Below are 14,351 nucleotides of genomic sequence, written 5' to 3' on the forward strand. Positions count from 1 at the left end.
GGACGGCAGCACGCGCGCGTTGTAGACCGTCGTCGCGAGGGCGGCCGCGGCGAAGACCAGCCACGCGTACCGCCAGCCGGTGTCCCGGGCGATCAGCGCCAGCGGGCCGGCCACCACCACGGCGAACGCCGTACCGCCCGAGATCACGCCCATGACGCGCTCGCGCCGGTCCTGCGGCACCAGGCGGTCCACGGCGTCCGAGTACGGCGCCCACGACCAACCCGCGCTGCTCCCGGCCAGGATCAGCCCCGCCGTGAGCGGCACCGGCCCGCGCGCGAAGGCCACCAGGCCCATGCCGACGGTCGCGGAGAGGCCGCCCGCGATCACCAGCGGGCGCGGGCCGAACCGCGATACGAGCACGCCGACCAGCGTCAGCGCCACCACATAGCCGATGTACGAGGCGCTGCCGATCAGTCCCACCAGTGAGACCGAAAGCCCGAACTCCCGGCGGAATTCGGGCAGGAACAGCCCGTAGCCGTACCGGGCGAAGCCGAAGGTCACCCCGATCGCCGTCATCCCGGCGAGCCCGACCCGCCACTGCGGAGAGAGCGGAGACGGCGGAGAAAGCGTCTTCCATGTCATGCCCATCAGCCTCCGGCCTGCGAAGGCGACGCAACCAGTGGCGTAAATGCCAGGACCCACTAGATTTACGCCATGGACGTCGTGCAGCCGAAACCCATCCGCGTCGCCGTGGCCCTCCTCGAGGAGACCTCGCTCTTCGAACTCGCCGTGCCCTGCGCGGTCTTCGGGGAGGGATACGAGCTGGCGCTGTGCGGCACCGCTCCCGGCGGCGCCCAGCGTGCCCCCGGCGGTCTGCGGCTGGAGACCGAGCACGGGCTCGAGGCGCTCCGCGCCGCCGACCTCGTCGTGGTCCCGGCCTGCATGATGGACGGCTACGAGCCCCCGGCCGCACTGCTCGACGCGCTCAGGGACGCGCACGCGCGCGGGGCCCGAATCGCCTCGCTCTGCTCCGGCGCGTTCGTCCTCGCCGCGGCCGGGCTGCTCGACGGCCGGGAGGCGGCCACCCACTGGATGTACGCCGACGAGTTGCGCCGTCGCTACCCCCGCGTGCGCGTCAACGAGCAGGCCCTCTACGTCGATGACGGCTCCATCCTCACCAGCGCGGGAACCGCGGCCGCGATCGATCTGTGCCTGCACATCGTCCGCCGGGATTTCGGCTCGGCGGCCGCCGCGGAAGTCGGCCGCAGGATGGTCATCGCGCCGCACCGCGAGGGCGACCAGGCCCAGTACGTCCCGCCCCGCCCGGCACCCGCCGCGCGGGCCGCCGAAGGACTCGCGCCGGTCCTGGACTGGGCCCTGGCGCGGCTGCACCGGCCGATCACCATCGCCGAACTCTCCGGCCGGGCGGGCATGAGCACCCGCACCTTCGGACGCCACTTCGCCCGCGAGGTGGGCACCACCCCGCTGAAGTGGCTCAACCGGCAACGCCTCGCGCGGGCCCGCGAGCTGCTCGAGACCACGGATCTGCCGGTCGACGCCGTCGCCGAACGCAGCGGCCTGGGGAGCGGAGACGGCCTGCGTCAGCACTTCCACCGGACCCTGGGCACCACTCCGGCTGCCTACCGCCGCACCTTCCGCGGCGTGCAGCGCGCGGCACGGCGCTGAACTCGGGCGCGGCGCTGAGCCCACGACAGCGCTGAGTTCACGTGGCACGGCGTACAGCCAGGAAGCCGCAGGCCGCAGCCCCCAGGGCGAGCGGCAGCAGGAGCAGCGCCCCGCAGAAGGCGAGCACCGCTGCCGTCAGTGCGCCCGCGGCCGTCACCGACCACCACAGCGCCGTACGGCGCGGGAGCAGGACCAGCGCCGCCAGCAGTCCCGCCAGGGTGACCGCCGCGAGGCACACGGAGGTGGCGCGCATCAGGCGGTCCAGATCGGTGGCGCCGAGGGCCGGCAGCGCGGCCACCGCCGCGCAGGCGCCGGCGAGCACGGCGAGGCTGCGGCGCGGCACCTCGCCCGGTGCGGCCCCCCGGGCCATCCACCGCGGTGCCGCGCCGTCCCGGGCGAGCGCCGCGCCCAGCCGGGAGGCGCCCGCAAGATACGAGTTGACGGCGCCGAAGGTGAGCAGCAGGGCCGCGGTGGCCGCGGCGGGGCGGGCCGCCGTACCCACGCCCGCTTCGAGGAGGCGGGTGAGCGGTACGGCGGTCGTGGCCGCGCCGCGGCCCATCACGCCGATCGTGGCCATCGCAAGTCCCAGGTAGAGAACGGTGACCACGGCCAGCGTCAGGGCCGTGACGCGCGGCAAGTCGCGCCGCGGCGCGGCGAACTCGCCGGACAGATGGCTGGCCGCCTCCCACCCCGCGAAGGCGAAGAACAGCACTCCGGCCGCCGAGCCGACCGAGGACCAGCCCCCGGGCATGAAGGGTGTGAAGTTCGCGGCGCGCGCGTGCGGGAGCGCCGCGAGCACCGCGAACAGCAGCAGCGCGGTGAGCAGCCCGACGAGCAGCAGCTGCATCCGGCCCGAGAGCCGCAGTCCCGCGCAGTTGGCGGTGAAGGCCGCGGCCAGCACCAGTGCGCCCACGGCCGCCGCGCCCGTACGGGACGGGCCGCCCAGGGCCGCGGCGGCGTACTGGCCGCCGATCCACGCCGCCGCCACCACCCCGAGCGGTACCGCCCCGAAGAACCACCAGCCGACGGCTGCGGCGGCGCGCGGCCCGAACGCCCGGTGGACATAGGTGGCCACTCCGCCGGCGTCCGGAAAGCGCGCCCCGAGTGCGGCGAAGGCGGCCGCGACCGGCACGCTCGCCGCAAGAAGACATGCCCAGGCGAGGACCGATGCGGGGCCCGCGGCTGCCGCGGCGAGCGCGGGCAGGGCGAGCACACCGGGGCCGAGCACGGCGCCCGCGTACAGGGCGGTGCCGCCGCCGAGGCCAAGTCGCCGCCGCAGAACGGGAGACGGGGTGCGCGACTTCGTACGATGTTCCGTCATGCCGTGGGAAGCTAGACGGAGAACCGCTCCCCGGGGGCCCGTGCCGAAGGTCGTTCGGCAGGCGTGTGAACATGGCGGCCATGGACGACATTGATTCGGCGATAGTCCGTGAACTCCAGCGCGACGCACGGCAGACGAACCGCGAACTCGCCCGCACACTTGGCGTCGCCCCCTCCACATGCCTGGAGCGGGTCCGCGCCCTGCGCGCCCGCGGGGTGATCACCGGATTCAAGGCGACGGTCGACCTGAGAGCGATGGACCGGCCGGTGCAGGCGCTGGTCGCGGTCCGGGTCCGGCCGCTGAGCCGCGACGTCATCGAGGGCTTCAAGGCGTACGCGATCGGCCTGCCCGAAGTGCTGTCGGTCTACTGCGTGGCGGGTGGCGACGACTTCCTGGTCCATGTCGCCGTCCCGGACGTCGACCAGCTGCACACCTTCCTCATGGATCGCTTCTCGGGGCGCCGGGAGGTCGTGGACTTCCGCAGCTCGGTGATCTACCAGCACGTGGCCAAGGACGTCGTCGCGCAGCTCCCCGGGGGCTGACCGGAGCTGACAGAGCTGACAGAGCTGAAAAGGGCGGCGCCGCCGCCCCTGTGGGGGAAGGAGCGGCGGCGCCGGGGGCCGTACGGCGTCTGACCTCGGTACGCCGTACGGAGATTGTGCAGACCGCGGACGTGATGGGGCGTCAGCCGCGGCGGCGCACAGCGGGCTTGCGGCGGGTTGTCGCGAACAGGACTGCCGAGCCGAGAGCGAGTACCGCCGCGCCGCCGAGGGCGATCGGCGTGGTGCTGCTGTCTCCGCCGGTCCGGGCGAGCTTCTCGTCATCGGCGGAGGAGCCGGCCGAGCCGTTGGGGGCCGGGGCGTTGCCCGCCTCGTCGGGGTCCGTGGCCGTCTCCGGCGCGGACTCCCCGGCAGGAGCGGCCTCCGTGCCGTTGCCGGTTCCGTGGTCGTCGCCGCCGTGGCCGCCGTGGTCGACCGTCGACTCGTCGGCGCCGTCCTCGATCTGGCCGTCGGTCGGGGCGCTGGCCTCCGGTGCCTGGGCGGAGCCGCCGCCGCTGCCCTTGCCGAACACCACGTCGGAGCAGGTGTAGAAGGCCTCGGGGCTGTCCGAGCGCTGCCAGATGCTGTAGATCAGGTGGCGGCCGGACTTGCCCGGCACCGTGCCGTCGAAGACGTACGCGCCGTTCTCCAGCTTCGGGTCCTTCACCGTCGCGAACGGCTCGGACTCCAGGTCCGACCACTTCAGCGGCTTGGTGGGGTCGTAGCCGTCCTTGGTGATGTAGAGCTCGAACGAGCCTCTGTGCGGGGCGGTGGCCTTGTAGCGGAAGGTGTGGCTGCCCCCGGACAGCTGGGTCGACGGCCAGTCGGCGCGGGGCAGGTCCAGGCCCTTGTACTTGTCGCGGCCCGCGCTGCACAGCTTGCCGTCCGGGATGATCTCGCGGTGCTTCCCGGCGGCGTCACCGATGTTGACCTCGTTCCAGTCGTACAACGCCTGGGTGCCGCCGGCCGCCACAGCCGCCTTGCACGCCGCCGAGTCCGGGTTCTCCGGCCCCTCGGCGAAACAGGCGGACACCCGGCTGACCGGGTCGGTCATGGAGCCGTGCGCGACGGCCGGGGCGGTGGCGAGGGCGGTCAGCGCCAGCGGCACGATGCCGATCACGGCGATTCCGGCGGCCTTGCGACGAGGGGTCATCGGGGATCTCCTCATAGTGCGGGGTGGGGGGTTGGGTGTTCGGGGGTATGGGTTCGGGCCCGAGGTTCGGGTTCGGGTTCGGGCCCGAGGTTCTGGGGCCGGGGAGCGCGGGCCCGAGGTTCTGGGCTGGGGGAGTTGGGGGCGAAGGGCGGGCGAGGCCGCCGGCGCCGCCCCCCGAAGACGGCACCGGCGGCCTCGTCCGCCTGTCGCAGCGAACAGCACGCTAGACCCGTAGAACCGGGAATTCCGCTGTTGGGAGGGGTCCTAGGAGATCCTTATGGTGCCCTTAAGTCTCCGCTGAGCGTGAGCACAGAATGGGCGCGGTCACGCCGCCAACTGAGGCGCCGTGGCGGGGATTCGACGAGCCCGTCGGTGTGGAGGCGGGCGACCGGACCGGCGCCCCCGTTTCGCGCGCCCAGGGTCTCGCCCTGCTGGTGCGGAGCCGTCTCGATGGCGAAGGCATTTTGAGCAGCTATCGACAGATTTGCAAGCGCCAAGGCCTACAGGATTCGCCGGGCTGGTTTGCGCCCTCTTGCTCCATCCCAGAGGTGTACGGGCCCCGAATCCCCTGTGTCACAACAGCACGCGGTGAACAGGTCGCGTGCCCGCTACACCAACGAAGGAGGTGTGACTCATGAGCGTCTCCGCGCGCACCCGCCGCCTGATCGCGGCCACTGCGGCGACCGGCCTGCTGGCCGGCGGAGCCGCGCTCGGCACCGCCGGCACGGCCGGCGCCGCTCCGGCACCGACAGCGGCGACCGCCCAGGTCACTGTGGACCCGCACGGCAAGCATTGCGTCTGGCACAAGGGCCACTGGGAGAAGAAGTGGGTCAAGGCCCACTGGAAGACCACCTGGCACAAGGGATTCCGCGCCCACTCCAAGCAGTTCCACCCCGGTTACTTCGACAAGAACCACAAGTGGCACCACGGCTTCTGGCTCCACAAGGGCCAGTTCCACAAGGGCCACTGGGAGGCCAAGCACATCAAGGGCCACTGGGAGAAGCACTGGGTCAAGGGCCACTGGGAGTGCAAGCACCGCTGACCTGACCACCCGCTGCCCGGGGGCGAGGCCCGGCCTCCCGCGCGGGCCACGCCCCCGGCATCCGCGCACCGCGCCAAGCACCATCCGCCAACACACACCGAAGCAGCCAAAGCCATGTCCGCGACACTCACCCACCCCGACCGCCGCTGCCGGTGCTGCACCATCCACATGGACGACGGGCCGCTGGCGCCCGCCGCCGCACGCCAGGCCACTGGCGAATTTCTCGACCGCACCTGTCCCGGCCTGCCGGCCGGCACCCGCGACGACGCCCTCCTGATCGTGTCCGAGCTGGTCACCAACGCCGTACGGCACGCAGGCGGCCGCAGTGCGCTCCGCCTCGCCGCCGGTCCCCGCACCCTGGAGGTCGCCGTCACCGACAGCAGCTCCACCATGCCCGCCCCCCGCACCCCCGACCTCGTCGACGGCACCGGAGGCCTGGGCTGGCCCCTCCTCCAGTCGCTCACCACCAGCCTCTACGCCACCCCCGAAGGGCACGGGAAGACCACCCACGCCACGCTCGCCCTCGCGTAACCGGAGGGCGCGTCCGAGGACCGCGAAAGACGGCCACGAGGACGGCCCCGAAGACGGCCCCGAGGACGGCCGTGGCGGCCGTGGCGGCGGTGTACCGCACCGCTGAAGGCAGCGGCCCGTACGGCCGTGCGTGTGCGGTCGCCGCGCCCGTGACGGAGACTCGGAACGGAGTCGGAACGGATATCGCCTCCGTGGAGACACGAGATGACCGATTGCGTCTGGCCGCTTCCCGCCCCGGCCACCGCCGCTCGCCCCGAAGGCGGCCGGCGGTGAGAGGGATCTCCCCGCTGCGCGCGCGCTCCGCCGGCGAAGCGGATCTGGCGGAGCTGGTCGGACGCGTCGCTTCCGGCGACGAGGAGGCCTTCGAGCAGGTCTTCGAGGCGCTGGCGGGGCCCGTACTGGGAATGGCGCGGAGGGTGCTGCGCGACCCCGGCCAGGCCGAGGACGTCGCCCAGGAGGTCATGCTGGAGGTGTGGCGCACCGCCGCACGGTTCCAGCCGGAACGGGGGACGGTCGCGATGTGGGTGATGACGATGGCACACCACAGGGCTGTGGACCGGGTGCGGGCCGAGCAGTCGGCGGCGGAACGGGAGCACCTGGCGGCGTCACGGGACCGGAACGCCGCCTTCGACGACGTCGCCGAGACGGTGGAGACGCAGCTGGAGTGGCACCAGGTGCGCCGCTGCCTGCGCACCCTGAGCGAAGTGCAGCGCCAGTCGGTCACCTTGGCCTACTACCGGGGACTGACCTGCCAGGAGGTCGCGCGACTGCTCGGGACGCCGCTGGGCACGGTGAAGGCCCGCATGCGGGACGCCCTGATCCGGCTGCGGGAATGCCTTGGCGGGTCGGTGTGAACGCCGACGTGCACACGCTGACCGGGGCATACGTCCTGGATGCGCTGTCGCCGCAGGAGCGGGAGGCGTTCGAGGAGCACCTGGCCGAGTGCGAGGCGTGTGCGCGGGAGGTGCAGGAGCTGCGGGCCACGGCCGCTCAGCTGGGGCTGGCTGTGGCCGTGCCCGTACCGCCGGGGATGAAGGACGAGGTGATGCGCCGCATCACCACGGTCCGCCAGGTGGAGCCGGTGCGCCGGGCGGAGCCGGTCCGCCAGGTCGAGCCGCCCTCCGCCCCGGCCCTGGCCCCGGCCCCCGGCCCGCAGGCCCCGCCCGGCGTGCCCCGCCCCCGCAGGCAGGGGCGGCTTCCCCGTATGGTCCTCGCGGCCTGCGTCGCCGTCGCCGCGGCGTTCGGCGGGATCGGCGTCTGGCAGTACCAGGAGGCCGAGCAGGCCCGGCGGGAGGCGCGGCAGAGCACCCGGCAGGCCGACGAGGTGGCCGCCGTACTGACGGCTCCTGACGCGACGTCCGTCTCCCAGCCGCTCGGCGACGGCGCGCGCGGGACGGTGGTCGTCTCGCGCGCGATGGGCAAGGCGGCGTTCTTCGCCGCGGGCCTGCCCACGCTGTCCGGCGGCAGGGTGTACCAGCTGTGGTACGACGACGCCGGCGCGGTGCGCTCGGCCGGGCTGGTGCCCGCCGGGGCGGAGACCGAGACCGTACTGGCGGGACCGGTCGGCAGCGCGACCGGCATGGCCATCAGCGTCGAACCGGCGGGCGGCTCGGCGCAGCCGACCACCGAGCCACTGGCCCAGTTCAGCTTCGCCCAGCCGGGCTGACAGGGTGTCCTCATGACCATGACCGGACCGAGCTCCCGCACCCCCTCCGCAGCGCTGCGGCTCATCGAAGCCGTCGTCGACCCCGGCAGCTGGCGGAGCTGGGACCGGCCCGTGGCCGTCACGACGGAGGATCCGGACTACCGCGCCGACCTGGAGCGCGCTCGCGAGCGCACCGGCCTCGACGAGTCCGTCATCACCGGTGAGGGCCGGATACGCGGGCGCCGTGCCGCGATCGTCGCCTGCGAGTTCGGCTTCCTGGCCGGATCGATCGGCATCGCGGCGGGCGAGCGGCTCGTACGGGCCGTGGAGCGCGCCACGCAGGAGCGGCTCCCGCTCATCGCCGCGCCCGCCTCCGGCGGCACCCGCATGCAGGAGGGCACGGTCGCCTTCGTCCAGATGGTGAAGGTCACCGCGGCCATCACCGACCACAAGGCGGCGGGGCTCCCGTACCTGGTCTACCTCCGGCACCCGACGACGGGCGGCGTGCTCGCCTCCTGGGGATCCCTGGGCCACGTCACCGCGGCGGAACCGGCCGCGCTGATCGGCTTCCTGGGCCCCCGCGTCCATGAGGCCCTCTACGGCGAGGAGTTCCCGCCGGGAGTCCAGACCGCCGAAAACCTGCTGGCGCAGGGCTTGGTGGACGCGGTACTGCCCGCGGACCAGCTCTCGGATGTGGCGGCGCGGGCACTGGGCATCCTGAGCGGGGACGCTGCCGCTGTGGCAAACGGGGCGAACGACGGCCCGGCTGATGCGGCCCGCCCACCCGGCGCCGACGACGCCGCGGGCGCGCCGGGCGTGCGGGAGATGCCTCACCGCTCACCGGCCGACGGTGCGGTGAGCGGTGAGGGCGGCGGCTCAGCTGCCGGGCCCGGTCCCGACGCCGATCCGGGCCCGGCCGCCGCAGGGTCGGCGGGCGGGGCCGAGGGGCCCGTTGGGGCGTCGGCCGACGGTGAGACGGGCGGCTCGGGCGGCGGTCCAGCTGCCGGGCCCGCGGCTGGTAGCGGGCCGGCCTCGGCCGCCGCGGAGGCGGCGGCCGGCGACAGCGGTGCCCGGGAGCCGGGGCAGAGGACGGCGGGGCAGGGCAGCGCGGCAGACCGCGTCGCGGGCACAGCGGGCATGCCTGAGGGGCTCGTTGGGACGCCCGGTGAGGGGGAGGCGGTTCGTAGTGGTGTGGGCGGGGCGGTGGGGCCGTTGTCCGGGTCCGGGTCGGGCCGGTCGGCCGCGGGCGCGGTCGGCGGGCCGTCCGCCGGGGAGTCGATTCGGCGGTCGCGGCGAGGGGAACGGCCGGGGGTCCGGGCCCTGTTGAAGGTTGCGGGGCGGGACGTCACACCGCTCAGCGGGACCGGGGCAGGCGAGCACGACCCCGGTCTGCTCCTCGCGCTCGCCCGCATCGGCGGCACGCCCTGCGTCGTCCTCGGCCACGACCGCCGCGGCGAGGCCGCACCCCCGCTGGGGCCCGGCGGGCTGCGGGAGGCCCGGCGCGGCATGCGGATCGCCGCCGAGCTCGACCTGCCGCTGCTCACCGTCGTCGACACCGCGGGCGCAGCGCTCACCCGCGAGGCCGAGGAAGGCGGTCTCGCGGCCGAGATCGCCCGCTGCCTCGCCGACCTCGTCACGCTGCCCGCGCCGACCCTCTGCCTGCTGCTCGGCCAGGGCGCGGGCGGTGGCGCGCTCGCGCTGCTGCCCGCGGACCGGGTGGTCGCGGCCCGGCACGCCTGGCTCTCCCCGCTGCCCCCGGAAGGCGCGTCCGCGATCCTGTACCGGACGACGGAGCACGCGTACGAGGTCGCGGACCGCCAGGGCGTACGGTCCGCCGACCTCCTCGCCCACGGCATCGTGGACCGCATCGTCGAGGAGGCCCCCCAGACTCCCCAGGCCCCCGGGTCCCCCGAGGGCGTCGGCGACCGCGACGCCGCCGGCGACCGCGACGCCGCCGACGAGCCCGGGCTCTTCCTCACCCGCCTCGGCGACGTGCTCGGCGCCGAACTCGCCGCCCTGCGCGCCGAATCGCCCACCGTACGGCTCGCCGCCCGCAGGCGCCGCCACCGCCGGCTCGGCAGGAGCACCTGACCATGGACGACACCACGGACGACACCATGGGCAACACCATCGACGACGACCGCATCCGTCCCGCGACCCCGGCCGACGCGCCCGCCGTACGATCCGTCACCGATGCCGCGTACCACCACTACGTCGAGCGGATTGGCGTACGGCCCGCCCCCATGGACGCGGACCACGCGGCCGATATCGCGGCGGGGCGTGTATTCGTGACCGGCGACCCGGTCGAGGGCGTTCTCGTCCTCGTGCCCCGCGCGGACCACCTCCTCCTGGAGAGCATCGCCGTCCACCCGCGGTCACACGGCCGCGGCCTGGGCAGGCGTCTGCTGGCCTTCACAGAGCAGTACGCGCGCAAGCGCGGCCTGCCCGAAGTCCGCCTCTTCACCCATGCGTTGATGTGGGAGAACCGGCAGCTCTATCCGCGCTACGGCTACGAGGTGACGCAGCGGCACCAGGACGACCCGTACGACCGCATCCACTACCGCAAGCGGCTGTAGCGAAGCGGCGGCAGCGAACGTCCACTGTCAGTGGCGGGTGCGACGATCGCGGTGTGGACGACGAGACTGAGGCAGAGCGGACCCGAGCAGACGAGACCGGGACACCTGGGACCGGCACAGCCGCGTACGGGGACCCTGCAGCCACGTACTGGGACTCCGCCGCGGCGCGGTTCGACGACGAGCCGGACCACGGGCTGCGCGATCCGGCCGTACGGGCCGCGTGGGGCGGGCGGCTGGCGGGCTGGCTGCCCGGCGAGCCGTCCGACGTGCTCGATCTGGGCTGCGGCACCGGCAGCCTGGCGCTGCTCGCGGCGGAGCAGGGCCACCGGGTCACCGCTGTCGACCTCTCGCCGAGGATGGCCGAGCGCGCCCGGGCCAAGCTCGCGGGGACCGGCGCGCGGGTGCTCGTCGGGGACGCGGCCGAACCACCCGTGGGGGAGCGGCGGTTCGATGCCGTCCTGGCCCGGCACGTGCTGTGGATGCTCGGCGACCCCGCCGCCGTGCTGCGCCGCTGGTCCGGGCTGCTGCGCCCGGGCGGACGGCTCGTCCTGATCGAAGGCTTCTGGGGCACCGGCACCGGCACCGGCACCCGCACCGGTACCGCGCGACCCGTCGGCATACCGGCCGCCGAACTCGCCGCGGCCGCCGCCCAGCTGCCTGCAGCCTTCGTCCGTACCGAGAGCCTGTCCGCCGACCCGGCCCTGTGGGGCCGCCCGGTCGCGGACGAGCGGTACGCGATGCTGGTCCGCCCCTCGCCGCCCGCGTGCCACCGGCCGGTGAGCCAGCAGCCGCTCGCCAACGGCCGGTGATCAGCGTGGCGTCGGCTCGTCACCCGGTCCCGGCCGCCACCGGGAAGTGGGAGTCCAGGAAGCGGTGCAGCACCGCGTTGAACTCCGCCGGGCGCTCCAGGTTCGGCATGTGTGCCGCGCCCTCGATGACGGCCAGCTCCGCATCCGGAATGCGCTCGGCCATGAACTCGGCGTCGGCGACCGGCGTGTACTCGTCGTCCTGGCCCACCACCACGAGCGCGGGCACGGTGATCCTCGGGAGCATCTCTGTGTAGTCCGGGCGTTCCGCGCGGCCCCGCAGCGCGGCCGCGGCGCCCTCCGGGGGCGCGCCGCACATCATCCGGTGCACATGCCGGGCGACGTCCGGCAGCGCCTCGACGTTGTACGGCGCCACCATCTTCGAGAGCACCTCGCCCGCGTAGCCGCCCATGCCCTCGCGGAGCAGCCGGTCGGCCATCTCGTTGCGCCACCTCCGGCCCTTCTCGGTCTCGCCCCGCGCGAATGTGTCGGCGAGCAGCAGCCCGCGCACCCGCTCCGGGAACAGCCGGTGGAACTCGAGCACGATCTGGCCGCCCATGGACAGACCGCCGAGAACGATGCCGTCCACCCCCAAGTGGTCGAGCAGAGCAGCGATGTCGCGGGCGAAGACGTCGAGGTTCGTCCTGCCGGGGACGATGGTGCTGCCGCCGTAGCCCCGCAGATCCGGAGTGATGACCCGGCGCCCCTGGTCCCAGGCGAACTCGCGCACCTGCGGCCCCCACATCGAGCTGTCGAAGGGGTGGCCGTGGACGAGCACCAGCGGCGGCCCGCCGGTGCCGCGGTCCTCGTACGCGACGGTGATGTCGTTGACGGCAGCAGTCTCCATGGGGCGCACAGTAGGTGCCGAGGCCACGCGTTCGCCTCTCAATATCCTTGCGGAGCCGGTTCAGGGACTGAGGGGGCTGACCGGACGGTTGCGCCCGCCCGTGGGGGCGAGCAGCCGACTCGGACCAGCCCGCAGGGGCGCAGGACCTGTGCCACCAGGGCTGGTGTCACCGATCCGGTGATGGGCGGGCAGGTTTTTCGCGTGCCGCGGCCGGCCCCCACCCACGCCGTCCCACACAATGAGTGCGACAAAGCGAGCGCGGCTCCAAGGCCCCCACACGCCACCGGGCCGGGAACGCGCCGCAGCACAGCGCACAGCCGCAAGCCATCCGCGAGGAGCTCCCGTGAGCCTGAAGGTCACCGTCGTCAGCGACGCCGCAGAGGCACCGTACGAGCAGGTGCGGGCCCAGATCGCCGACCAGGCGCGCTCGGGCGCGCTGCCGGTCGGCTACCGGCTGCCGACGGTCCGCGGGCTGGCGGAGCAACTCGGTCTTGCGGCGAACACCGTCGCGAAGGCGTACCGCGCGCTGGAGTCGGACGGCGTGATCGAGACGCGTGGCCGGAACGGCACGTTCGTCGCCCCCGCGGGGGACGCGGCGGAACGCGAGGCCGCGGCGGCGGCCGCGGCCTACGCCCAGCGCGTACACCGTCTGGGCCTGGACCACGCCTCGGCCCGCGCGGCGGTGGAAGACGCCCTCCGTGCCGCGTACGGCAGTTCGTGACGCGCGGCCCCAACGGGCGTGCAGGTGGCCGCACATGGTCGTGGTCGCACATGGCCACAGACGACTACAGATAGAGGCCCGCGTCCCTGTCGGAGGGCTGCTGCGGGACCGACGAAGGGCTCGTGCCGCGGCGGAGGGCGAAGAGCTCGGCGAGCGTCGCGCCGTCGCGGCCGATGCCGTCCTCCAGCCCTTCGGCGTCCGTGCCGAGCCAGTTGACCGCCTCCCGCCGGGTCAGCGGCCCGACCTCGATACGGGCCAGGCAGCGGCCCGGCCGGACGACCGCCGGGTGGAGCCGTTCCAGATCCTCGTTGGTCGTGACGCCCACCAGCACGTTCCGGCCCTGGCCCAGCAGCCCGTCCGTGAGGTTGAGCAGCCGCGAGAGAGCCTGTCCCGCCGTGTGCTTGGCCTCGCCGCGGATCAGCTCGTCGCAGTCCTCGAGCAGCAGCAGCCGCCACCGCCCCTTGGCCGAGCCGTCGTCCTCGCCGATCGCGATGTCCATCAGGTAGCCGACGTCGCTGAACAGCCGCTCCGGGTCGAGCACGCAGTCGACCTGGCACCAGGCGCGCCACGACCTGGCCAGCGTCCTGAGCGCCGACGTCTTGCCGGTGCCCGGCGGGCCGTGCAGGAGGAGCAGGCGGCCCGCGATGTCGTCGGGCGTGACCTTCATCAGCCCGTCCATCGCATCGGCCACCGGAGCGGTGTAGTTCGGCCGGATCTCGTCCCAGGTGCCGGCCGAGATCTGCCGGGTCGTACGGTGCGGCCCGCGCCGCGGCGACACGTACCAGAAGCCCATCGTCACGTTCTCGGGCTGTGGTTCCGGCTCGTCCTCCGCGCCGTCGACGCAGCGACGCAGCACCTTCTCCGCCAGCTCGTCGTCGACCGCCGTCACCGTCACGTCCGCACCGCGGTTCCACCGCGACACCAGCAGGGTCCAGCCGTCGCCCTCCGCGAGCAGCGCGCTGCGGTCGTCGTCGCGCGCCGAGCGGAGCACGGTCGCAGCCGGGGGCAGCAGCGTGACCCCCGACTTCACGCGGTCGATGGAGGAGCTGCGGGAGTACGGCTGCTCGCCGGTCGCGAACCGGCCCAGGAACAGCGCGTCCACGACATCGGAGGGCGAGTCGCTGTCGTCCATGGTGAGCCGGATCGGCAGGGCGTGGTCCGGAGCGCTGTCGGAAGCGCTGTCCGGAGCATTGTCGGCAGCGTCGTCGGCAGTGCTGTCCGGAGCGGTGTCGGGAGAGGGCAGGATCCGCCTCCTGTCGTCGTACGGTCGGTCGGCACACATGCCGCCCATGATCCGGCACGGACGGCCCCTACGCACCCAGGTTTTCACCGGTTACCGACCTGATCCGAAAAACCGGTCGAACCGCACGGGTGCAGTCGTCCGGCGACCACGCTGAGAGGGCCCCGCCGCGGACCTCTTGAGTTCTAGTGGTCGTTGCAACACCCCAGCTCAAGGGGTGCGATGGACTTCGAGATCCGGCAGGACCGGACGGTCGCGCAGGGGCGCAAGAGGCTGATCCGCGAGCGGGAGCAATACTTCCGCT

General features: G+C 73.8%; 15 protein-coding genes. 10 read left to right on the forward strand and 5 right to left on the reverse strand.

Annotated elements, in window-relative coordinates:
• The coding region (locus tag ACTWQC_RS35135) for an MFS transporter (protein WP_443319927.1) at window positions 1–582 on the reverse strand (582 nt) is incomplete at its 3' end.
• Between the two features lie 72 nt (window positions 583–654).
• Here ACTWQC_RS35135 and ACTWQC_RS35140 point away from each other — a divergent pair.
• Window positions 655–1,626, forward strand: coding sequence for a GlxA family transcriptional regulator (locus ACTWQC_RS35140; RefSeq protein ID WP_443319928.1), 972 nt, complete (start codon window positions 655–657; stop codon window positions 1,624–1,626).
• A 37-nt stretch (window positions 1,627–1,663) separates the two neighbouring features.
• Here ACTWQC_RS35140 and ACTWQC_RS35145 read toward each other — a convergent pair whose 3' ends face one another.
• Window positions 1,664–2,947 (reverse strand): APC family permease, encoded by a 1,284-nt coding sequence (locus ACTWQC_RS35145; protein WP_443319929.1) that lies wholly within the window; start codon window positions 2,945–2,947, stop codon window positions 1,664–1,666.
• Window positions 2,948–3,027: 80 nt separating this feature from the next.
• Between ACTWQC_RS35145 and ACTWQC_RS35150 the strand changes: the two genes are divergently transcribed.
• Complete coding sequence (locus ACTWQC_RS35150) at window positions 3,028–3,489, forward strand: Lrp/AsnC family transcriptional regulator (protein ID WP_443319930.1); 462 nt, start codon at window positions 3,028–3,030, stop codon at window positions 3,487–3,489.
• A gap of 142 nt (window positions 3,490–3,631) precedes the next feature.
• On the opposite strand, the gene ACTWQC_RS35155 is transcribed toward ACTWQC_RS35150, so the two are convergent.
• Window positions 3,632–4,639, reverse strand: coding sequence for a lytic polysaccharide monooxygenase (locus ACTWQC_RS35155; protein WP_443319931.1), 1,008 nt, complete (start codon window positions 4,637–4,639; stop codon window positions 3,632–3,634).
• Between the two features lie 634 nt (window positions 4,640–5,273).
• On the opposite strand from ACTWQC_RS35155, the gene ACTWQC_RS35160 reads away from it, so the two are divergent.
• The 7 genes from ACTWQC_RS35160 (at window position 5,274) to ACTWQC_RS35190 (ending at window position 11,242) form a co-directional block, all read left to right on the forward strand.
• On the forward strand, window positions 5,274–5,681 hold the full coding sequence (locus ACTWQC_RS35160) for a hypothetical protein (protein ID WP_443319932.1): 408 nt from the start codon (window positions 5,274–5,276) through the stop codon (window positions 5,679–5,681).
• Window positions 5,682–5,795: 114 nt separating this feature from the next.
• Complete coding sequence (locus ACTWQC_RS35165; RefSeq protein WP_443319933.1) at window positions 5,796–6,212, forward strand: ATP-binding protein; 417 nt, start codon at window positions 5,796–5,798, stop codon at window positions 6,210–6,212.
• A 269-nt stretch (window positions 6,213–6,481) separates the two neighbouring features.
• Window positions 6,482–7,066: an ECF RNA polymerase sigma factor SigK gene (sigK, locus tag ACTWQC_RS35170; RefSeq protein ID WP_443319934.1), complete on the forward strand. Its 585-nt coding sequence runs from the start codon at window positions 6,482–6,484 to the stop codon at window positions 7,064–7,066.
• On the forward strand, window positions 7,045–7,878 hold the full coding sequence (locus tag ACTWQC_RS35175; RefSeq protein WP_443319935.1) for an anti-sigma factor: 834 nt from the start codon (window positions 7,045–7,047) through the stop codon (window positions 7,876–7,878). The genes sigK and ACTWQC_RS35175 overlap by 22 nt, the downstream gene beginning before the upstream one ends.
• Window positions 7,879–7,896: 18 nt before the next feature.
• Window positions 7,897–9,948 carry a carboxyl transferase domain-containing protein gene (locus ACTWQC_RS35180; protein ID WP_443319936.1) on the forward strand — a complete coding sequence of 684 codons (2,052 nt, stop codon included), beginning with the start codon at window positions 7,897–7,899 and terminating at the stop codon, window positions 9,946–9,948.
• Window positions 9,949–9,950: 2 nt separating this feature from the next.
• Window positions 9,951–10,433, forward strand: a complete 483-nt coding sequence (locus tag ACTWQC_RS35185) for a GNAT family N-acetyltransferase (RefSeq protein ID WP_443319937.1) — start codon at window positions 9,951–9,953, stop codon at window positions 10,431–10,433.
• A gap of 53 nt (window positions 10,434–10,486) precedes the next feature.
• The gene (locus ACTWQC_RS35190) at window positions 10,487–11,242 is read left to right on the forward strand and encodes a class I SAM-dependent methyltransferase (RefSeq protein WP_443319938.1); all 756 of its coding nucleotides are present in this window, start codon (window positions 10,487–10,489) and stop codon (window positions 11,240–11,242) included.
• Window positions 11,243–11,261: 19 nt separating this feature from the next.
• Here the strand turns inward: ACTWQC_RS35190 and ACTWQC_RS35195 are convergent, their stop codons facing one another.
• Entirely contained in the window at window positions 11,262–12,086 is an 825-nt protein-coding gene (locus ACTWQC_RS35195) for an alpha/beta fold hydrolase (RefSeq protein WP_443319939.1), read from the reverse strand.
• Window positions 12,087–12,429: 343 nt separating this feature from the next.
• Here ACTWQC_RS35195 and ACTWQC_RS35200 point away from each other — a divergent pair, with 343 nt between their 5' ends.
• Window positions 12,430–12,807 (forward strand): GntR family transcriptional regulator, encoded by a 378-nt coding sequence (locus ACTWQC_RS35200; protein WP_443319940.1) that lies wholly within the window; start codon window positions 12,430–12,432, stop codon window positions 12,805–12,807.
• Between the two features lie 64 nt (window positions 12,808–12,871).
• On the opposite strand, the gene ACTWQC_RS35205 is transcribed toward ACTWQC_RS35200, so the two are convergent.
• Window positions 12,872–14,089 (reverse strand): DUF5925 domain-containing protein, encoded by a 1,218-nt coding sequence (locus ACTWQC_RS35205; RefSeq protein ID WP_443319941.1) that lies wholly within the window; start codon window positions 14,087–14,089, stop codon window positions 12,872–12,874.
• Between the last annotated feature and the right edge of the window lie 262 nt (window positions 14,090–14,351).

Source organism: Streptomyces sp. 8N616 (assembly GCF_052246385.1).
Taxonomy (GTDB): Bacteria; Actinomycetota; Actinomycetes; order Streptomycetales; family Streptomycetaceae; genus Streptomyces.